Origin of the sequence: Paenibacillus sp. FJAT-27812 (assembly GCF_001273905.1) — a bacterium.
In the GTDB taxonomy this organism is placed as follows: Bacteria; Bacillota; Bacilli; order Paenibacillales; family Paenibacillaceae; genus Pristimantibacillus.
Genome location: NZ_LIGH01000001.1, coordinates 186,487 through 206,470 on the forward strand (window position 1 = coordinate 186,487; position 19,984 = coordinate 206,470).

Annotated in this window: 18 protein-coding genes; 2 read left to right on the forward strand and 16 right to left on the reverse strand. The window is 48.6% G+C overall.

What is annotated here, in order from left to right; genetic code table 11:
• Positions 1–9: 9 nt before the first annotated feature.
• From cysW to ADU23_RS00845, 6 genes are all read right to left on the reverse strand, one after another.
• The gene (gene cysW, locus ADU23_RS00820) at positions 10–894 is read right to left on the reverse strand and encodes a sulfate ABC transporter permease subunit CysW (RefSeq protein WP_053372005.1); all 885 of its coding nucleotides are present in this window, start codon (positions 892–894) and stop codon (positions 10–12) included.
• A gap of 17 nt (positions 895–911) precedes the next feature.
• Positions 912–1,745 carry a sulfate ABC transporter permease subunit CysT gene (gene cysT / locus ADU23_RS00825; protein WP_053372006.1) on the reverse strand — a complete coding sequence of 278 codons (834 nt, stop codon included), beginning with the start codon at positions 1,743–1,745 and terminating at the stop codon, positions 912–914.
• Between the two features lie 34 nt (positions 1,746–1,779).
• Entirely contained in the window at positions 1,780–2,892 is a 1,113-nt protein-coding gene (locus ADU23_RS00830) for a sulfate ABC transporter substrate-binding protein (protein WP_053377399.1), read from the reverse strand.
• 413 nt (positions 2,893–3,305) lie between these two features.
• Positions 3,306–4,262 carry a primosomal protein DnaI gene (gene dnaI / locus ADU23_RS00835; protein ID WP_053377400.1) on the reverse strand — a complete coding sequence of 319 codons (957 nt, stop codon included), beginning with the start codon at positions 4,260–4,262 and terminating at the stop codon, positions 3,306–3,308.
• Between the two features lie 18 nt (positions 4,263–4,280).
• Entirely contained in the window at positions 4,281–5,816 is a 1,536-nt protein-coding gene (locus ADU23_RS00840) for a helicase DnaB (protein ID WP_053372007.1), read from the reverse strand.
• Between the two features lie 105 nt (positions 5,817–5,921).
• Complete coding sequence (locus ADU23_RS00845) at positions 5,922–6,212, reverse strand: YuiB family protein (RefSeq protein ID WP_053372008.1); 291 nt, start codon at positions 6,210–6,212, stop codon at positions 5,922–5,924.
• A 163-nt stretch (positions 6,213–6,375) separates the two neighbouring features.
• Between ADU23_RS00845 and hemQ the strand changes: the two genes are divergently transcribed.
• Positions 6,376–7,122 carry a hydrogen peroxide-dependent heme synthase gene (hemQ, locus tag ADU23_RS00850; RefSeq protein WP_053372009.1) on the forward strand — a complete coding sequence of 249 codons (747 nt, stop codon included), beginning with the start codon at positions 6,376–6,378 and terminating at the stop codon, positions 7,120–7,122.
• Positions 7,123–7,167: 45 nt separating this feature from the next.
• On the opposite strand, the gene ADU23_RS00855 is transcribed toward hemQ, so the two are convergent.
• The 10 genes from ADU23_RS00855 to ADU23_RS00900 form a co-directional block, all read right to left on the reverse strand.
• Positions 7,168–8,151, reverse strand: a complete 984-nt coding sequence (locus tag ADU23_RS00855; RefSeq protein ID WP_082310948.1) for a phosphotransferase family protein — start codon at positions 8,149–8,151, stop codon at positions 7,168–7,170.
• A gap of 228 nt (positions 8,152–8,379) precedes the next feature.
• The gene (locus ADU23_RS00860; RefSeq protein WP_063845922.1) at positions 8,380–9,393 is read right to left on the reverse strand and encodes an ABC transporter substrate-binding protein; all 1,014 of its coding nucleotides are present in this window, start codon (positions 9,391–9,393) and stop codon (positions 8,380–8,382) included.
• 35 nt (positions 9,394–9,428) lie between these two features.
• Complete coding sequence (locus tag ADU23_RS00865) at positions 9,429–10,490, reverse strand: ABC transporter ATP-binding protein (RefSeq protein WP_053372010.1); 1,062 nt, start codon at positions 10,488–10,490, stop codon at positions 9,429–9,431.
• Complete coding sequence (locus ADU23_RS00870; protein ID WP_053372011.1) at positions 10,474–12,147, reverse strand: ABC transporter permease; 1,674 nt, start codon at positions 12,145–12,147, stop codon at positions 10,474–10,476. The genes ADU23_RS00865 and ADU23_RS00870 overlap by 17 nt, the downstream gene beginning before the upstream one ends.
• 38 nt (positions 12,148–12,185) lie before the next feature.
• A complete protein-coding gene (locus ADU23_RS00875) occupies positions 12,186–13,250 on the reverse strand; it encodes an ABC transporter substrate-binding protein (RefSeq protein ID WP_053372012.1) in 1,065 nt (354 codons plus the stop codon).
• Between the two features lie 148 nt (positions 13,251–13,398).
• Positions 13,399–14,664, reverse strand: a complete 1,266-nt coding sequence (locus ADU23_RS00880) for a PTS ascorbate transporter subunit IIC (RefSeq protein ID WP_053372013.1) — start codon at positions 14,662–14,664, stop codon at positions 13,399–13,401.
• Positions 14,665–14,675: 11 nt separating this feature from the next.
• Positions 14,676–14,975, reverse strand: a complete 300-nt coding sequence (locus ADU23_RS00885; protein ID WP_053372014.1) for a PTS sugar transporter subunit IIB — start codon at positions 14,973–14,975, stop codon at positions 14,676–14,678.
• Positions 14,972–17,065 (reverse strand): BglG family transcription antiterminator, encoded by a 2,094-nt coding sequence (locus ADU23_RS00890; protein ID WP_053372015.1) that lies wholly within the window; start codon positions 17,063–17,065, stop codon positions 14,972–14,974. The genes ADU23_RS00885 and ADU23_RS00890 overlap by 4 nt, the downstream gene beginning before the upstream one ends.
• Before the next feature lie 93 nt (positions 17,066–17,158).
• Positions 17,159–17,422 (reverse strand): hypothetical protein, encoded by a 264-nt coding sequence (locus ADU23_RS00895; protein WP_053372016.1) that lies wholly within the window; start codon positions 17,420–17,422, stop codon positions 17,159–17,161.
• Positions 17,422–18,615: an NAD(P)/FAD-dependent oxidoreductase gene (locus ADU23_RS00900; RefSeq protein WP_053372017.1), complete on the reverse strand. Its 1,194-nt coding sequence runs from the start codon at positions 18,613–18,615 to the stop codon at positions 17,422–17,424. The genes ADU23_RS00895 and ADU23_RS00900 overlap by 1 nt, the downstream gene beginning before the upstream one ends.
• Before the next feature lie 332 nt (positions 18,616–18,947).
• On the opposite strand from ADU23_RS00900, the gene ADU23_RS00905 reads away from it, so the two are divergent.
• Positions 18,948–19,949, forward strand: coding sequence for an NAD(P)/FAD-dependent oxidoreductase (locus tag ADU23_RS00905; protein ID WP_269433051.1), 1,002 nt, complete (start codon positions 18,948–18,950; stop codon positions 19,947–19,949).
• The last annotated feature ends 35 nt before the right edge of the window (positions 19,950–19,984 follow it).

Genomic DNA, 19,984 nt, shown 5'->3' on the forward strand with positions numbered 1-19,984 from the left:
TAAACTGATTTACTCGGTTTTTTCTGCAGGCTTTTGCTGACCGGATTTCCATTCCACGATGCTTTTTACGATCAAGGTAATGACAGCGAGCATAACAAGCAAGGATGCTACCGCAAACGAAGCCGAGAATTGATATTCATTGTACAAAATTTCAATATGCAGCGGCAGCGTATTCGTGTCGCCGCGGATGTGGCCGGATACGACGGACACCGCGCCAAACTCGCCCATCGCGCGAGCATTACATAGGATAATTCCGTATAATAGGCCCCACTTGATGTTAGGCAAGGTCACCTTCCAAAAAATCTGCCACCCTTTAGCCCCAAGGCTTGCAGCTGCTTCCTCCTCTTGAACGCCCTGCGCCTGCATAAGCGGGATAAGCTCGCGGGCGACAAATGGAACCGTCACGAACACGGTCGCAAGCACGATGCCGGGTACCGCAAATATAATTTGGATGCCCCGCTCATCAAGCCACGGTCCAAAAAATCCCTGCGCGCCAAACAGCAGCACGTAGATTAAACCGGAAATAACAGGCGATACGGCAAACGGTAAATCGATTAACGTAATAAGAATATTTTTGCCGCGAAAACGGAACTTGCTTATCGCCCACGCCGCCGCAATGCCGAACACCGTATTGACGGGTACGGCAATTAACGCAACAATCAGCGTAAGCTTAAGCGCGGACAAAGCATCCGGCTCCGTTATGGCATCGAAGTATACGCCCACGCCTTTCTTGAACGCTTCGACAAACACCGAAACCAGCGGCAGCAAAACAACCAATCCGAGAAACAGCATGGCGATTCCGATTAGCAGCCATTTGACGGGGCCAGACTCAGTAATATGCTTCGGGCGCTTTGCAGCCTCTTCATTCGTATGAACGGTAATTGCTCCAGCCATTTGTATATGCCCCCTTCTTAGTCCGACACTGTGCGGCGATTCATGCGCCACTGCAGCAGGTTAATGACCAGCAGCATAAGGAAGGACACAACAAGCATAACGAGAGCAATCGCGGTCGCGCCAGCGTAATCATACTGCTCCAGCTTCGTCATGATCAGCAGCGGGGTGATCTCTGTCTTTAGCGGCATATTGCCGGAGATGAAGACGACCGAGCCATATTCGCCGATGCCTCTTGCAAATGCGAGCGAGAACCCTGTTAACAATGCAGGCAATAGCTCTGGTAAAATGACCTTCCAAAACGTCCGCAACCGGTATGCGCCAAGCATAACGGCCGCTTCCTCCGTCTCTTTCTCCATATCCTGCAGCACGGGCTGCACCGTACGGACAACAAACGGAAGCCCAATGAATATAAGTGCGATCGTAATGCCGATTGGCGTATAAGCGACTTTCACGCCTAGCGGCTCTAAGAGAGAGCCGATCCAACCATTCGGCGCATAGATTGCCGTTAACGCAATGCCCGCTACTGCAGTTGGGAGGGCAAAGGGTAAGTCAACCAAGCTATCAATCAGTTTTTTGCCTGGAAACCGGTACCGAACGAGTACCCAGGCGATTAACAGTCCGAACACCGCATTAACGAGTCCAGCGAAAAAAGCGGTGAGAAGGCTGACCCGATAAGAAGCTACGACACGCGCATTCGTGACCGTGCTCCAAAATTCGGACCAGCTGAGCTCTGCCGTTCTGAAGAAAACGGCAGCCAGCGGGATCAAGACGATGATGCTTAGGTAAAACAAGGTGAAACCAAGCGATAAGCCAAAACCCGGCAGAACGTTACGGGGCTTAGAACCTTTCATGTGAAGTCAGCTCCAGTCTTGTTCAATTCGAGCATTATGAGCCTGGCGTGTAGATTTTGTCAAAAATTCCGCCATCCGCAAAGTGTTTCGTTTGTGCTTCTTTCCAGCCGCCAAAGTCTTTGTCGATTGTAAGCAACTCAAGATCTTTGAACTGATCTTTGTACTTTGCAGCTACAGATTCGGAAATCGGACGGTAGTAGTTTTTAGCGGCAATTTCTTGACCTTCATCCGAATATAGATATTTCAGGTAAGCTTCGGCTACTTCACGAGTACCGCGGTCGTCAACCACTTTGTCGACTACAGCTACTGGTGGCTCAGCCAAAATGCTCAGCGATGGATATACGATTTCGAATTTGTCTGGACCAAGCTCATTGATCGATAGGAATGCTTCATTCTCCCAAGCCAATAGCACATCGCCAATTCCGCGTTCTACAAAAGTTGTCGTTGATCCGCGTGCGCCGGAATCCAGTACAGGCACGTGCTTGAACAACTCAGCAACGAACTCCTGCGCTTTTGCTTCGTCATTGCCGTTTTGCTTGAGAGCGTAGCCCCATGCAGCAAGGTAATTCCAACGGGCGCCGCCTGATGTTTTCGGGTTTGGCGTAATGACTTCAACTTTATCTTTAGTTAGATCGTTCCAATCTTTAATGCCTTTCGGATTTCCTTTGCGAACAAGGAATACGATTGTGGATGTATATGGAGCGCTGTTGTGCTCGAATTTAGATTGCCAATCCGGTTTGATTAAGCCTGGCTCTACGATTGCGTCGATGTCATAACCAAGCGCTAGCGTTACGACGTCTGCTTTCAAACCGTCGATAACCGCGCGGCCTTGTTTGCCTGAACCGCCATGCGATTGTTTAATCGTAACGTCTTGGCCTGTTTCTGCTTTCCAGTGCTTCGAAAATGCCTCGTTATATTGAACGTAAAGCTCACGAGTTGGGTCATACGATACGTTTAAAAGCTCAACAGGCGGTTTCGGCTCTTCCTTTGTCGGTTCTTCCGTAGCCGTGTTAGTTGCCGCAGCCTCATTGGAAGGCTTATTCGACGCTTTGTTTGTCGCATTGTTGCCTCCAGAACCGCAAGCAGCAAGTACCAGCGCCAAAGCCAATAGCATTACAACCGAACGAACATGAGTTAATTTCTTCATCATTCCATACACCCCTTTTTTAAATTAACAAGCCTGCAGAAACACGTATAAGTCATTCGAATAGGACATTGGTGTTTCTCCGTGATAGGTGTTTACTCCGGTTCGTCCGGTCGGAAACCATTATTCCTACCCGTTTAGTTGGTTATGGAAGAATCTTACCAGCGAGCCCCTCTTACTGTCAATACTTAATTTCAAAAAACTGATAAGTCCTATAAAAATGCTTTATAAGTACCGCAGTTAAACGCAACAAAACCCAAACCGCTGCTGAATCAATCAAGTCCGCACCTAATCTGTATACGCTTTCAACCATCACGGGATAAAGACGGCCGTTATTTTCTAGTTCTATAACCTAAAAAAAGCTTTGACCGGCAGTCCCTTTGCATGAAGGGCCAGCCAGCCAAAGCTATGTTCATCTATTTCCGTCCGCGCTTGTTCTCGCCAGTTACCATTACGACCTCGACATAGGGCCGGATACGGTCCATAATCCGCTGCCCCTTGTGCAGCTCGTCGCCGTCCTTGCTCGTGAAGCTGAAATGCCGCTCCAGCGCCTCTAGCTCGTAATTGGACGTATAGAATGTCGGTTTCCGCTGCATCCGGTAATTCAGAATCGCGCCAAGCACATGATCGCGAACCCATGGGTTTAAATTTTCCGCACCCATGTCGTCAAAGATCAGCAGATCGGTTTCCTTCATCATCTCGACCGTTTCCTTCAGCTTGCCCGGCTCATGCATCAGCGACTTTAAATCCTCGACGAAATCGGGCATATAGACGATTACGCCGGAATATCCCGCCTTCGCCAGCTCATGCAGCAAATAACACATCAGAAACGTCTTGCCTGTCCCAAAGCGCCCTGCCAAATATAAGCCTTCCTCCTGCAAGCCATGCTCCTTCGTACGGTCGATGTAACGCAGCACCTGGCCCACTGCCTTCGCCCGCTCCATATCGTTGGTCAAAATTTCATCGGATGAATATCCGCGCTGCAGCGCCTTCTCATCGATATAGAAGCTGCGGACACGGCTGCGGATCTGGTCTTCCGTCTGCCTCGCGATAAACTTCTTGCACGCAACCTTGCGGTCATACAGCTGTGTAAGCCCGTTAATCGTATCCGAGCTAAGCAGCGTATAATGGCCTTCAAAATCATTCGGGCATTTGTCCAAGCCCGGACAATTGCTGCAATTGCGATATTCGGTTACATATTGATATACCCGGTTTAAGTTAAGCCGAATTGTCCGATCATCGAGATCCGGATATTTGGCCCGCAGCTTCTCAACTAACGGTTCTGCGAGCAGCTCCGTCAGCTTATGCTCCGCCTGCTCCGTAAGGGCTTGGCCTGTCGGCCATGCCTTGAGCAGTTCGCCCATTGACTCCATCATCTGCTCACCCCGTTTCTATGATTTGCCGTCCAGCTTCCGCGCCAGCTTGCGCAGCTCTTCAAGCTCGTCTGCCGACACCGTCGATGCGGACTGCCCTTCCTGCACGATAGGAATCGATGGCTTGCGCGAAGTTCCGCGACTGTTGCCTGCGCTGCGCGCGCCGCTCTTGGAGCCGCTGTAGCCTCCTCCGGCAAAGCTTGCTGCCGCTTCCTTGCGCCGCTCCTTGTCCTGCTCCACCTGCGCTTGCTCACGTACATATAATACAGCCTTCTCGAACGTATCGATTTGTTTAACGAGCATATTCGAAGCGACTGCGTCCAAAAACGTCTTCGTGACGCGCTGGGCGTCATTCGCGCCTATAACATAATGGATGAGTACATTAATAACCGGTCCTGCCAGCTTATAATTAAGGTCGATTCGCTCAAATACCCGCTCGATCCAATCCGGCACCGCCCCTGGAAAAAAGCGCTGCAAAAACCGCGTATGCGGTTCATTTCTCATAAGCATATTGTATTGCTGCACATCGCAGCGGCCAAGCAGCTGGTTCGGAACCTGCAAATAATGCTGCTCCTGCACTTCGTATTCCTCCGTTAATTCATCCGAATCAGCGGGTTCCTCGGCTGCGATCACTTGGGTGCGTGACAGCGTGCGCTGGCGCTCGCCCTCACGCTTCTTGTCCTGACGGTAAAGCTGATTGGCGCGCAGCTGAAGCTCATCGACCTGCAGCTCGCCGCTCTCTCCAAAAATACCGTCCTCATCAAGCAAGCGGCATATATCTACTACCTCTAAGCTATATTTGTAGGCGACATAGTTCACCTGCGACAGCTGTTCCTCATCGCTGCGCAGACGTTCCACAAAACGGCGGTTCGCCGAATTGCGAGGGAATCGCAAAATAATTTCCCCGTAGGGAATGCCGGCTGTCGCCTGCGGCGCTCTCGCAGCGGCTTGGCGCGACGGCGCAACCTCCGTCAGCGCTTGCTCAAGCTCGTTGTCTACCGACTGCATATTAAGCTTAAACAGCTCGTAAAACGGCACCGATATGTTTTCTTTCGTTAATTGCGCGCCTGCCAGCTCATCCGGCTCGCTTGCGCCAAACGACTCGCGGAGCGAGATAACGGCATATTTGCCGATTTTGTCGCGGAGCAGCATCGTTAGATGCATATTGCGAAAAAACTCTGCCGGCGACAGCGGCTGCGCAAGCTCGTATTCATAAATAACATCCGCATTTTCGGGTAAGCCTAGCCGCGAGGTCTGCAGCAGGCCAACTGCTTCAAGCTTCGATGCCTGCTCGATCAGATGCTTGCGGCTGCGCTCGTTCATTTCCAGCCCAAGCCCAAGAAATAGCTTTCGCTGCGGTTCTATAGAAGAATATCCGGATGTACCTTCCGCGATTCCGTGATAAAGCTGCTGGTAAAAGGCAATCGCAAACGCGCCGATCATCGGCTGATAGATAAGCGAAAGCATTTTATAGTCCAAGCTGCTCAACGAAAAATCACGAAATATGTAATACCGATGATGTTCCGTGTACTGCAATATATTATTGATGCGCATAGCATCAGCTCCATCCCTTGCTTTCATCCTATCATTTTAGCATAAAACAGACTGCTTCGGACGTGTCGAAAAATAGAAAAATCCCCCGAATGAGGGATTTTTGGATTAAAACATTTTGTAGCCGCCCTTGCGCAGCGCTTGAATCGCCCATCCGCTTACGTAAGCGCCAATCAGCGCTCCTATAACCGGTATGTAGTCAAAAATCGTGTAATGGGCAAAGTTCTCTATCGTCGCTGTCGCTGACTTGTCCCATGGCGCCCAAATGCCAAGCGGGATCAAAACGAGAATAAATAAATATATCGGAAACCACGTTGTTTTTAACAACATATTCAGAATAAAGCCAATGCCGAACATCATAACTAAAAACAACACTGTCGCTATAAACAATTGAAGCATCCAAACTTCCCCCCTCAGACTCTCGTTTATTAGTTTAATTAATGGCTAGGTGGAAGTCAATTAGCTGCGGACAAATGTCACAAGACCGCCATTTGCTCAGCCTGCCCTCATTACGATACAATGATTGCAGCATCATTATGGAGCTTGAAAGGGGCATTATTCAATGAGTGAAGCAGCACAAACATTAGAAGGCTGGTACGCGCTGCATGATTTCCGCAGCATCGATTGGACCGCTTGGCGCCTAGCGGACGAGAGCGAGCGCAGCCGCGCGCTCGACGAGCTGCAATCCTTTTTGAAGCAATGGGCTTCTGTAGAGGAAAATAAACAAGGCAGCACCGCTGTATATTCAATCGTTGGCCAAAAGGCTGACTTCGTATTTATGCATTTGCGCGAGACGCTCGAGGACCTAAACGCAATCGAGACGGCGTTCAACAAAACGACGTTCGCAAGCTTCACCTACCCGGTGCATTCCTATGTAAGCATAGTAGAGCTTAGCAACTACATGGCACAGCCTGGCTCGGATCCGATGCAAAACCCGGATATCATCGCTAGATTGAAGCCTACGCTTCCGAAAGCAAATCACATTTGCTTCTACCCGATGAATAAACGCCGCGACGGCCAAGATAACTGGTACATGCTCAGCATGGACGAGCGCAAAACGCTTATGCGCAGCCACGGCATGATCGGACGTCAATACGCGGGCAAAGTGAAACAAATCATTACCGGCTCTGTCGGCTTCGACAATTGGGAATGGGGCGTTACGCTGTTCGCAGACGATGCGCTTCAATTTAAAAAGCTGATTTATGAAATGCGCTTTGATGAGGTGAGCGCGCGTTACGCGGATTTCGGCGAATTTTATGTCGGCAACCTGCTGGGCAGCGAGAAGTTCGCAGCATTGCTTCAACTGTAAGCTAAAAAAGTCCAAGCCTCTAGTTCAAGAGGCTTGGACTTTTTTTTACAGGTCGCCCTCGCTTATTTCGATAAATTTTAATGCACTCCTGTAATTATGCTCGACGATCATTTCAGCCAGCCCCCGATTGGGAAAGCCGCGATGAAGCAGCTTCAATCCGCCAGAGGCACATGAGATATGGTGATAAAACTTGTAAAACAGCATTCGGCTGCGATCAAGGCGGGCGTTATCCAAATAGGAATAGGCGTCGCCAAACCGAAACTCCAGAAAGCTATGCTCATACTCCACGTCGTAGTACATGCTTCCTTCGATATCAACTAAATAAGGCTCCAGCTTATCATTCACAATTACATGGTCAGGACCCAGCTCTCCATGAATAAAGCTATACCGCGCTCTAGGCTCGATAGCAGCTTCAAGCTCATTTAGTTTATCGATAAGCTTGCCATGATTAACCTGCAAAGCGCTAATATGGTTAACCGCGTACGCCAGCTGCTCCTTCGCATTTTCCAGCTCCAGCGTGTGGCATTTCCCGGCTCTGCTGCTGTCGTTTATTTTTCCGAACGCATCCCTCTCCAAGCTGTGCATCTTTGTCAGCATTGTCCCTAATCGCCCGAAAACCTTCTCTTGCACAGCCGTCTCCGCATCCAAGTAATGTGCGGCATCCAGCCCATCTATATACTCAACTAGCGCAAAATCAAATGGATAACGATCTCTTTCCTTATTCAAATAAAGGACTTGAGGCGTTCGAATCCCGTTCCGAGAGAGGAACGCTTGGTTGCTTTCAAATAAATCGCAGCCATACGACTGCTTATTGATCAGTTCCGCTTCTATTTCTTGTTGAAAATAGTTTTTGGACAGATCCCAAACATACAGCATGCAAACAAAATGGTTGGTGCATGCCACCTTATAAACAACCTTTTGGGCACCGCCAAACCTGTTTTCCACGCGACTCACAACATAACCGGCCCCAAGCGCATGCTTTACGTATTGCTGCAAATCAAACAAATCCAAATGACAATTGTATTTCATGGGTAAGCACTCCAATTCTATTGTTTTGCCGGCTACCCAATCATAGAAAAAAAACCAAAAAAAGTATAGACTGTTTCTTTGCCGTTTGTTATGATGTTGAATGAGTTCTTTATAAAAATAGCGATACGAATTCTAGCAGCTGGAGCGTGTTTCCGGGTGCTTTTTTTGTTGGCTTAGCATCGTATACGACAAAGAGCACCCAGCTGGCTGAGCGCTCCTTGTCCATCGTCATTTCTTCTGCAAGACTTCTTTCTTCCACTTCGTAATTAGCCGTTCCCGGTTGCTTCCCGCCCAGTTCATGTCATAGGAGATGACGTTTATCGACTGTAGAGAAATCGCTTCCTCGGGAGGTTTAGCATCCTTATTCGTGAGCAATTGGTAATTGCCGACTTGCTTGCCAATCTCCTGCGCTTGCTTCGTCAGCGACCAATCTACGAATTTACGCGCTTCCTCCATGTTCGGGCCATTCTTAATGATTCCAACCCCGCCGATTTCGTACCCTGTTCCTTCCTTCGGAAACGAAATAACGATGCTTTGAAAGCCTTCCTTGTAAAACTTAATGGCATCATGCGAAAAAGCGATCGCCGTTCCCGCATCTCCCATCCCGGCGGCACGCCCGGATATGCTTCCGGAATTCGTGTAAATGGGGCTTAACGCGTTCAGCTTCTTAAAGTACTCGAAACCTTTCTCCTCGCCGAACAGCTGTATGATCGTTGCCAGCACCGTATAGCCCGTTCCCGATGAATTCGGCGACCCCATGGCAATCATGCTGCGGTATTCGGGCTTCAGCAGATCTTCCCATGACTGGGGAGCGCTAAGCCCGGTCTGCTGCAGCCATGATTTGTTTGAAATAAAGGCGATCGAGCCAATATAAATGCCTGTCCAGTAGCCTTCCGGGTCCTTGTATTCGGGATCAATCATTCGCGCATTAATCGATTCATAGGGCATTAGCAGCCCTTCCTGCTTCGCTTGCACGAACGTATCTGCTGTCCCGCCGAACCATACGCTGGCTGCCGGATGATCCTTCTCCTTGCGTATGCGCTCAAGCACCTCTCCCGCGGACAGCCTGATGTAGGAAACCTTTATCCCCGTTTCCTTCTGGAAGGTTTCAATCGCTCTTATCGCATGATCCTCGTACAATCCTGCATAAATAACGAGCGTACCTGACGATTTGATGCTGCAAGAAGCAAGAAAGAGGGAGAGGACGGCAAGCAGAAGAGCGATTCTTATCATTCGTACCATTTTGCCAGCACCCTCTTTCTTTTTGACTCCATTATTTAAATGACATGCAAGGAATGCTCCGCAAATTGAAGCGACACCGATTCGCCTTCCCGGAACACATCCTCTTGAACCGGATTATGTTCGGAAATTTGAATGAGCTGCCCGTCGTATTCAACCTCATATTCCTGGGAACGTCCCATAAATACGCTTTTTTGGACGGTGCCTACATGCGTTTTCCCTCTTGTTAACGATACGGCCTCGGGACGAATAACGACCGTAACTTTATCATTTTCCTTAAAGCCGGTACGGTACACCTTTAACTGGCCTGAAGCGGTGCTAACTACGATATGATCCGCTTCCGCTGCTTTTACGGTTCCTTCAATAAAGTTTGCCGTACCGATAAAATCGGCTACAAACTTCGTTTTTGGCCTTTGATAAATGTCCATTGGACTGCCGTACTGCTCGATTTTTCCTTTATTCATCACGATGATTAAATCGCTCATGCTCATCGCTTCGCTCTGGTCATGGGTGACATAAATGGCGGTGATGCTGATTTGCTGCTGAATTCTCCGTATCTCATCTCGCATGACTAGTCTAAGCTTTGCATCCAGATTAGACAATGGCTCATCGAACAAGAGCACCCCCGGCTCCATGACAAGCGCACGAGCGAGTGCAACGCGCTGCTGCTGGCCGCCGGACAACTGAGAAGGCATGCGCTCTTTATAATCGCCCAGATTCATAATATCCAGTACGCTGTTCACCTTCGATAAAATCATGTCCTTGGACAGCTTTTTGATGCGCAGGCCATAAGCAATATTATCAAAAATGTTCATGTGAGGGAATAAGGCATAGGATTGGAATACCATCGTGCAGTCACGCTGATTAGGAGGAATATCGTTTACTTTCTCGTCGCCAAAATAAATAGCTCCCTCGGAAATTTCCTCAAAGCCTGCGACCATGCGAAGCGTCGTCGTTTTGCCGCAGCCGGATGGGCCAAGCAGCGTAACGAATTGTCCGGCCTCGATTTCAAGATTGACATTTTCAACCGCATATTTCGATTTTCCTTGATCCGTGCCGTATGCTTTGCAAATATCCTTTAGACTAACTGTTTTTGCCATATTGTTTCCTCCTATTCGAGCCGCTGAGCCAATTTACCAATAAGTTCAACAGAAGCAGCGCCGCTACCATAATGATGATTAGAATCGTACAGTAGGCGCTGGCAGCGCCGATACGCCCTGCTTCCACCTGAGCCATGATGGACGCCGTAATCAGGTTGTATTTTGCCGATATTAGAAAGATGACCGCGCTCATTGCCGTCATGCTTTTGACGAAGCTGTTCACGAGGCCGCTGAAAAAAGCGGATTTGATTAACGGCAATACGATGCTCGTAAATACCTTCGTCTGGCCTGCCCCCAAATTGGTTGCCGCTTCCTCGATGCTCGGATCAATTTGCTGCAAGGCTGCAACGCCTGATCGAATGCCTACCGGCATGGCACGGACTACGAAAGCGGCGACGATGATGATGCCTGTTCCCGTTAGTGCCAGCGGTGCCTTGTTAAAGGCTAAAATATAGCCAATACCGATAACGGTACCCGGAACTGCGATCGATAACATGCTTATCGCCTCGAGCGCCTTCTTGCCGGCGAACCGTTTGCGCACGATTAAATAGGCGAATATCATGCCTAGCAAACCAGCGATTGGCGTCGCGATCAAAGCTAATTTAAGCGTGTCCTTAATCGCTTTCTCGCCGAGTGTCAGCACATATTTGTAATGGTCAAGCGTAAAGCTGTTGTTGATCCCCCAGAGCTTAATAAAGGATCCGACCGGCACAAGGGCATAGAAAGCAATGACGACAACCGTAATAATCATGCAGATTATAAACAGTACATTTTTGATGGGGCCGGAATCGATCATTCGCCGCGCACCGGTTGGTTTGCCGGTCACAGTCACATAGCTTTTTTTGCCGACCCAGAAGTTTTGCAAAATATAAATAATAATCGTGATCGTCAGCAGAAGCATCGCTAATGCTGCGCCTGCCTGCATATTATAGCTGCCGACTGCCTGCAAATAGATTTCACGGGCAACCGTCGAATAATTGCCTCCGATCGTCATCGGGTTTCCGAAATCGGCAAGCGATTGCACGAATACGAGCAAAAACGCGTTTGCGATACCCGGAATGGAGAGCGGCAGCGTAACGGAAACGAACGTTTTCCATTTGCCGGCACCCATATTTTGACTCGCTTCTTCAAGCGAAGGGCTGATCGAACGTAGCAAGCCAGATAACGTAAGAAAGGCGATAGGGAAAAAGGATAACGTTTGAACAAGCACCAGACCATGCAGACCATAAATATTTGCATTTTCAAGCCCTAACAAATGTTTCGTTATTAATCCTTGCTTGCCCAGCAAAAGCATGGCGGAAAGCGCGATTACAAATGGCGGTGAGATGACCGGCAGTATCGCAATCGCATTAAATAACCGTTTAAAAGGAACGTTCACATATGCAAATGTATAAGCAAACATGTATGCAATTGCGGTAGACAGAGTAGCCGAAATCGCGGCCAACAACAAAGAGTTGGTCAGGGAGCGGAATAGCCCCCCGCCTGACAACACCCTTTCATAGCCCTCCATCCCGAATCGCCCATCGTTCCCTGCAAAGCTTGATTTCAGTATTTGAAATAAAGGAAATACGATAAAAACGATTAAACTGAGCGAAACCAACACGATTAAAATCGGCAGGAGCGGCTCGCGCTTAAATCTTTTAAACATTGCGCTCATACAAGCTCTCTCCTCTCAGGATGATGGATTGCCGCTTCTTATTTGCTGACATCCGAATTCCATTTATCAATAATGCGTTGACGCTGCGAGCCAGCCTCTGCAATGTCATAATCGATCAAATTGATTTTGCTCATGTCGACGGCTTGCTCAGGTCCAACCGCATCTTTGTTCGTAATGTTTTGGAAGCTGCCCACTGTTTTGCCGATCTCTTGCGCGGCAGGCGACAGCGCCCAGTCTACGAAGGCTTTGGCAAGATCTTGGTTTTTCGAGTTTTTGATAATGCCGATCGAGCCCGTCTCATAGCCTGTTCCGTCTTCCGGGAAGGACAATACGAGATTGTCGAAGCCTTCTTCTTGGTACTTAATAATGTCATGCGCGAACAAGATGCCGACTCCCGCTTCGCCCATTCCGACCATGCGGCCCGGAGCTGCTCCGCTTGTCGTATACTGCTGTACCTGCGGATGAAGCTGTTTTAAATAATCGAAGCCCTTCTCTTCATCGCCAAACACTTTTAAAATGCTGTAAATCGCCGTATAAGCTGTTCCCGATGACGCAGGAGACGCCATTACGATTTCCCCTTTGAGCTTTGGCTCCAGCAGATCGGACCATTTTGTCGGTGCTTTCAGCCCTTTCTTCTCCAAAAACTCCTTGTTGGACGCGAAGCCTACCGCCCCCACATATACGCCTGTCCAATAACCGTTGGCATCTTTATATTTCGCATCGATTTTCTCCGATACCGGTGAAACGTAAGGCTCTAGCAAATCCTCCGTTACAGCTTGTACAAAAGTATCCGCAGGGCCGCCGTACCATACGCTTGCTTGCGGGTTATCCTTCTCGGCGCGTACCTTTGCCAGAATCTCGCCAGCCGACATCCTGATCATCTCTGCTTGAATGCCCGTATCCTTCGTAAATTGCTCAATCGCTTTAACGGCATGATCCTCTTGGAATCCGATGTAAACCGTCAGCTTTCCTTGCGGCTTAGCCGTTGCCGGCTCCCCGCCGTTATTGGCTGCCTTGCCTGCATCCCCATTCGAGCTGCAGCCCACGAACATTGTCGCTGCCAGCGCAACCATTGCTAATTTGCCGATCCAACTTTTTTTCATTTGTTACGACCTCCCTGTTTGTTTGTACAAGTCTGATTATATTGGTTCCGCTTACAATAGCGTTAGATCAACGTTTTGCCGTTTCGTTCGGCAAAAAAACAATAAAAAAAAGGACTCCTCTCGGAGCCCTTGCGCCAGGTATCTAAACTTATAAAAACCATTTTAGCAGGCTGTTGACGATAACGCCCACGATAGAGAAATCACTGTCGGCAAACGTCGTTCTCAAATAACCGAGATTGGTCAGCAACGGAACTAGAAATACAGGCAGCAAAGTTAAAATAAACCCATGTATGAGCGACGCGACCACGAGCCCTCTTTTGCCGCCCATTTGATAAGCGATAACCCCGGCAGCCCCGCCTGAAAAAAAATTCGGTATAATGCCCGGAATTATTACGGTATATTGCAGCTGCATCATCATCGTCATGGCGCCGAGCCCGCCGGCAAAGCTAAGGAGGAAGCCAGTAACAGCCGCTACAGGCGCATAGCTGTATAACACCGGGCAATCGAGTGCAGGAATCGCCCCCGGCACGATCCGGTCAGCAATCCCTTTGAACGCAGGCACGATCTCGGCAAGCATCATGCGAACACCAGCCAGCACGATGTAGCAGCCGCCCGCAAACCATGTTGCTTGTATGATCGATACGATGATGAAATGCCGTCCGGCGAACATGCTCTCAATGCTGCCCTGCGGAGAGAAAACGCTGGCTATCGCAAACAGGATGAAAGTAAAGCCGAAGATGACGACCATATGATCCTGAAACAGCACGGTCAGCTTCGTTTTCTTGAGCGGCTTCTCCTGCTGCTTCTTCGGTTTCAGCAGCGAACCGACGAAACCGGCAATTAAATAACCGAAGCTGTTGAAATGTCCGATCGCAAACTGGTCCCCGCCTATTACCCTTCTGACATAACGCTGCGACAGCAAAGGAGCGGTAGACATGCTTCCCGCCAAAACAATTCCTCCGATAAGCATCGTCTGCCAGGTATCCATGGCGCTCGACACCAATAAGCCTGCAAGCAGCGCAGCCATAAATAACATATGATGGCCGGACAGAAAAATATATTTGATCGGCGTAAATCTGGCAATTACCAAATGGACAATCATGCCGATAAGCAAAATAACGGCCATCTCTTTGCCATAGTTGATTTGCGTCATTGCGGTTATCGTTTCATTGTGCGGAATAATGCCGATAATTTGAAAGCTGTTTTGGATCACAGCGGATAGATTGGACAAGGATGAGCCCGTCTCACTCGCTCCGATCTGCATGAGCTTAAAACCGATCATCGTTTTTATCGTGCCGCTGAGCAGCTTTTGAACCGGCTGCTTTTGCAGGAAAAGCCCGGTAAACGCAATTAATCCAAGCATGAGTGCAGGCTCTCCGAACAAGCCATTATTAAACCATTGTGAGACGTTCATGTTCACTCACCTTATTCTGTTTCAGATAGCCAATGCTGAAAAACGGTGCTCTTCATTAATTCTTGCTTCACATACTGACGATTCATAATATCATCGAGCCCAATAATTTCAATATCCCCGGCATCCTCGATTGAATCAACAATGAACGACGAGCAGACGATGAGCTGCGGTCGATGCGTCATTAAGGATGACAAATCGGTATGCACGACAGAGACGTTAACGTTCAATTCGGCAACGATTGCTTCAATATTTAATCGTATCATTAAGCTTGTCCCAAGCCCGCTATTACAAGCGACTACAATTTGTCTCATTGAGCCTCCTCGTTTTGTAACCGTTCCCATAAATCGCTAGAATCGCCGGCCGTCTTTAAGTAACTGATAAAGCTTGTATCGTTGAGCAAATCCAGAAGGGTGCTTAATGCCGTGATATGCTTTTCTTTATCAACCGCAGCTAGCGTAATCATTAGCCATACCGGATGCTCTGAAGGGCCAAACAAAATAGGCTCTTTAAACGTAACTAGACTGAAAGCGGTTTGCGACACATCCTCCGGCATATAGGCATGCGGAAAATAGATGCCTTGTTGAATCAAAAAAGAATGTTTATTCAAATGGATCATATCGATCAGCTTCTGCTCGTATGGAAGACCAGATGCCCCTCTAGCCATCAACAACCGGCTGCCAAAACGGACAGCTGTTTCCCAGCTTGTCGTATCCAGCTGCAAATGGATGGACGCTTTGGGCAGCAGCTCGGTCAATAAGGGTGCCACGTTGGCTGAATCCTCGCGTATGCCCCCTCCTTGAAGCAGCAATAGCAGCTCCTCCAACAGCTTGTTGCGGTTAGTGACAACCGCATTCCGCTCTACAATACTCATAATATCATTAACGGATTGTATGGCCATAGCGGTTACGGTTTCCGCACGGTACGTAATCCCAAAAAAATTCGCGATCGTTTGTTGATCCTTCGCAGCGAGCAACGGAGACACCTTCAGCCACGGGACTGCTATCGCATGTCCAATATCTATGGTCGATAAAACGGCATCCGTTTCGGAGGGAGTCAGCAATACGGAATCCTTGTAAGAGCAGGTCCTCACAACCTCTAACTGCGGAAAAATATATGAGAGTCTCCGCTTTATTATAGCAGATGTACCGATGCCCGAGCCGCAAACGATAATGACCCTTTTGTTGGAATGGGTCAAATGCGGGGCGATGCCGCTCGCCACGTGCAGCATAATATACCCGATTTCATTTTGGTCAAACGCAATGGATATGCTGCTCATGACTTCATTCACTACGCGCTCCAATATTTTCATCAAAGAACCGTATTGCTGCTGCAGCTGCCCGAGAAGCGGATTTTTCGACTGCAAATTAAACTTCGCCCTGTAAACCGCCGGCTTCAGATGAATGGATAGCCCTTGAATGACCTGCTCAGCTAATTGCAGCCTGTAGCCGGACTCCTTCTCCGTCCTCTCGATAATTTCTTTCGCCAGCTTGACGAAAACCGTGTCCTTCGTAGACAGCTGCTGCTTCTGGGCACCCAGCATATGCTGGGTAATGTACCCAATCTCAGAATGAGGCAGCTCGACTTGAAAATGCTGCTCGATGAGCGGAATGACATGCTTCTCGACTAGCCGGAACACATCTGTCCCTTCAAGCTCCTGCAGCAATTTCTGATCAATGTCAATGGAATGATGATGCTTGATGCGCTCCATGGCCATCAAAATATGAAGCGTAACCGTTATATAACCCGCATCAGCAAATTGGATGTTCATCGCTTGCTCCAGCTTCTGTATCGCGTCGAAAATAACTTTCACATCATCAACCTTAAACCATATATTCAAAGCGGATACTGGCTGCTCCTGCATCTCTTTGCGATCAAACATGTAACGCAGCAGCTTGTCCTCCGTAATTTCCGCTCGAAGCAGCTCTAGGTAAGCGCTGCGCTTCGACTGTTCGCTTCCTGCTACAGACAAGCTGCCCTTTTGTTTGACAAATTCGATTTTGCGCTGCATAAGCCATTCTTTAATCTCTTGCAGATCTACGAGCAGCGTGCTCTTGCTTATGCTGTAATCTTCCATGATCGTGTTCATCGTAATTTGATTTTCTTGCAGCAATAGCTTTAACAACAGCGTGATCCGCTGCTTCGCATCCATGAAGACCGGCCTCTGGCGGATTTTGTCCTTCAGCATTTGCAGCTGCTCCGGCTCGTGATTCAGCCGTACGCCCTTCGTGCGATGCCTCTCCAGCACGACATGATGATCCCGGAGCCAATCCTCCAGTTGGAGCAAATCATGACGCACCGTACGGTCAGATATGCCGTATTCGTCAATGAGCTGTTGTAAGGCTAAATAATCGTCTGCTTCCATAAGCTGTTTTAGTATGCGCTGCTGTCTGCTTGTAATCATCGTCGTCACCTTTTGTCTTTGATTTCATCATGATAGCACAAAAGGCTCCCGGCAAGCAGCAATTGCTTGCTGCTCTCCGAAAGCCTTCATTCATTAATCCTCATCTTCCTCATCATCATTGAGGCCAAGGCGCTTTGCTTCCAAATACTCTTGCGTAGCGCGATCGCGCTCTCTGCCTTTGTCCTTCAGCCGCTCGATGGCCGGCTGAATGAGCAAATCCACTTCCTTCTGCACCGTGTAGGCCAAGTCGTACCGCGTTTGCGATTCCAAGAAGGAACCGACCTCCATCAAGGCGTTGTAACGGTCTAGTTCATCTCTCGTCAACAAGCCGCGAACTTGAACGCTGCAGTGACGCATTATAGAAATTTCCCTTTACGCAGAACGAGCGGAATGCCGCCAATGATGAACAGGTAACGCAGATCGATCGCTTTCTTCAACCAAGCGGCTACGCGTCCTTTATATTTTTTGCCGAATGCGATGCCGATTGCCTCGCCTTTGCCAAGCGATGCTACCGTTCCTTTGTTGCTGAACGTGAAGCCCTTCGGCGGCTGATTGCGAATCGAAGCGACAAGGTTATGCGCGCAAACGACGCCTTGCTGCATGGCGATTTGGGCAGTTGGCGGGTATGGACGGCCTTCTGGATTGAACATTAGCGAGTTATCGCCAACGATGTAGATGTTATCGTTGCCAGGTACACGAAGGAATTCGTCAACCTTCACGCGGCCGCGCATCGTCTCGAAGCCTGCCTCTTCAATAAGGCGGTTACCGCGGATACCGCCGGTCCAAATGACAGTAGCCGATTTGATTTCTTCGCCTTCGCCTACAACTACGCCCTCCGGCGAGCATTCTTTGATTGCTGTGCCAATGCGGAACGTAACGCCCTTCTTCGTCAATACGTCCATGCCGTATTCAACCAGCTCGGGATCAAAGCCAGGAAGCGCCGTTGGAGCCGCTTCGATGTTGTAAATTTTCACTAGCCCCGGATCAACGTCGAATTGCTTGCACAGCTCAGGGATGCGGTCGGATAGCTCGCCGACAAACTCGATGCCTGTGAAGCCTGCGCCGCCAACTACAAACGTCAAATAATCCGTACGGTGTGGCTCGCGTTTGTAACGGGCAAATTGGTATTCAATATGTTCACGGATCAAACGAACCGAGTTAATGCTGCGGATATTCATGGCATGCTCGCCAAGACCCGGAATGCCGAAAGTCTCAGGCTCGCCGCCAAGGCCGATAACCAAATAATCGTAAGACAGCGTGCCGTCCTCGAGTATAACTTTTTTATCTTGCGGACGAATTTGAACGACTGTCGATTTTACGAAATCGATTTTAAATTCGTCAATCAGTTTAGAGATGCTCACACGGGCATTTTCCGGATTGTCCGTGCCTGCTGCCGGCATATGCAGATGCGTCGTAATATAGTGGTAGTCATGTTTATTGACTAATGTAACGTCAGCTTCATTGTAGTTTAATTCTTTTTGCAAACGAAGCGCGGTTAAAACGCCGCCGTACCCTGCGCCAAGAATAACGATTTTAGGTATGTTGCTCATCGTTTAATCCCATCCATTCCTGATTTATCTTTGTATTTGTACTTTGTGAAAAATTACACAAGCTAAACCGAAAAATTATAATTGTAAGTTCAGTGTGTTCTATTTAAAGCGTTTTTATCAATGAATCGCCTGCGATTGAGCAACAGTTTTCGTTACTTTCAGCAACCAGTTCCGTGCATACATACATCAGAAATTTTACATAGTTTTCAGTAAAAGTTCAAGGGCAAAATGTACGAAATTGTTTAGAACTCTATACAAATTAATCATTTCCTTCTTCATCTGTGAAAGTTTATAATAAAAACCGTAAAGCTTAAAAAGTGGAGGTGGCTACATTGTCTAACCCCTTAATATCCGTAAACCCCGTCGATATTATTATCATCGGAGGCGGCCCTACCGGAATGTTCGCAGCTTTCTATGGCGGCATGCGCCAAGCGTCTGTCAAACTCATCGAAAGCATGCCCCAGCTCGGCGGCCAGCTCGCCGCGCTTTACCCTGAAAAATATATTTACGACGTTGCTGGATTTCCAAAGGTTACGGCTCAAGAGCTGGTTGATCGGCTTAAGGAGCAGATCGATCATTTCAAACCGGAGATTTGCCTGGAGGAGAAGGTAACCAGCGTCATCAAGCACGATGAGCGCCTCTTTGAAATTATAACTGACAAAACCAATCATTATGCCAAAGCGATTATTATTACGGCTGGAGTGGGCGCATTTGAGCCACGGCGTTTGGAACTGCCGGAGGCTGCTCGCTTCGAGAAAAAAAACCTTCATTATTTTGTAGGCGATTTACAGCGGTTTAAGGGGCAGAAGGTGCTGATTAGCGGTGGCGGCGATTCGGCTGTGGATTGGTCGCTTATGCTCGAGCCTATTGCTGAGAGCGTTACGCTGATCCATCGCCGCGATAAATTCAGGGCGCATGAGCACAGCGTGGAGAACCTCATGAAATCGAGTGTAAACGTGGTTACGCCAAAAGAAATTACTGCGCTTCATGGTGAAGAGAGCATTACTAAGGTTACGTTAACGGATATTAAAACAGCAGAAACGACCGAGCTGGATGTGGACGCCGTCATCGTTAACTTTGGCTTCATCTCGTCTCTGGGGCCGATAGCTGAGTGGGGTATCGATATTCAAGGCGGCTCCATTGTCGTGGATACTCGGATGGAAACAAATATTTCAGGCATATTCGCAGCGGGCGACGTGACGACCTATCCAGGGAAGCTGAAGCTTATCGCCGTAGGCTTTGGAGAGGCTCCGACTGCCATTAACAATGCGAAGGTGTATGTTGATCCAAGCGCGAAGCTATCGCCTGGCCATAGCAGCAACATGAAGCTCTAATGCCCTCCATTTAACATGCATTTAAAAAAATAACA

What these genes read in the sequence shown, in the direction of transcription:
- hemQ (WP_053372009.1), top strand. Translation starts at nt 6,376, where the DNA reads ATGAGTGAAGCAGCACAAACATTAGAAGGCTGGTACGCGCTGCATGAT.
- ADU23_RS00900 (WP_053372017.1), bottom strand. Translation starts at nt 18,615, where the DNA reads ATGAGCAACATACCTAAAATCGTTATTCTTGGCGCAGGGTACGGCGGC.
- cysW (WP_053372005.1), bottom strand. Translation starts at nt 894, where the DNA reads ATGGCTGGAGCAATTACCGTTCATACGAATGAAGAGGCTGCAAAGCGC.
- ADU23_RS00880 (WP_053372013.1), bottom strand. Translation starts at nt 14,664, where the DNA reads ATGAACGTCTCACAATGGTTTAATAATGGCTTGTTCGGAGAGCCTGCA.
- ADU23_RS00830 (WP_053377399.1), bottom strand. Translation starts at nt 2,892, where the DNA reads ATGAAGAAATTAACTCATGTTCGTTCGGTTGTAATGCTATTGGCTTTG.
- ADU23_RS00890 (WP_053372015.1), bottom strand. Translation starts at nt 17,065, where the DNA reads ATGATTACAAGCAGACAGCAGCGCATACTAAAACAGCTTATGGAAGCA.
- ADU23_RS00860 (WP_063845922.1), bottom strand. Translation starts at nt 9,393, where the DNA reads ATGGTACGAATGATAAGAATCGCTCTTCTGCTTGCCGTCCTCTCCCTC.
- ADU23_RS00875 (WP_053372012.1), bottom strand. Translation starts at nt 13,250, where the DNA reads ATGAAAAAAAGTTGGATCGGCAAATTAGCAATGGTTGCGCTGGCAGCG.
- ADU23_RS00895 (WP_053372016.1), bottom strand. Translation starts at nt 17,422, where the DNA reads ATGCGTCACTGCAGCGTTCAAGTTCGCGGCTTGTTGACGAGAGATGAA.
- cysT (WP_053372006.1), bottom strand. Translation starts at nt 1,745, where the DNA reads ATGAAAGGTTCTAAGCCCCGTAACGTTCTGCCGGGTTTTGGCTTATCG.
- ADU23_RS00845 (WP_053372008.1), bottom strand. Translation starts at nt 6,212, where the DNA reads ATGCTTCAATTGTTTATAGCGACAGTGTTGTTTTTAGTTATGATGTTC.
- ADU23_RS00855 (WP_082310948.1), bottom strand. Translation starts at nt 8,151, where the DNA reads ATGAAATACAATTGTCATTTGGATTTGTTTGATTTGCAGCAATACGTA.
- ADU23_RS00865 (WP_053372010.1), bottom strand. Translation starts at nt 10,490, where the DNA reads ATGGCAAAAACAGTTAGTCTAAAGGATATTTGCAAAGCATACGGCACG.
- ADU23_RS00870 (WP_053372011.1), bottom strand. Translation starts at nt 12,147, where the DNA reads ATGAGCGCAATGTTTAAAAGATTTAAGCGCGAGCCGCTCCTGCCGATT.
- ADU23_RS00885 (WP_053372014.1), bottom strand. Translation starts at nt 14,975, where the DNA reads ATGAGACAAATTGTAGTCGCTTGTAATAGCGGGCTTGGGACAAGCTTA.
- ADU23_RS00840 (WP_053372007.1), bottom strand. Translation starts at nt 5,816, where the DNA reads ATGCGCATCAATAATATATTGCAGTACACGGAACATCATCGGTATTAC.
- dnaI (WP_053377400.1), bottom strand. Translation starts at nt 4,262, where the DNA reads ATGGAGTCAATGGGCGAACTGCTCAAGGCATGGCCGACAGGCCAAGCC.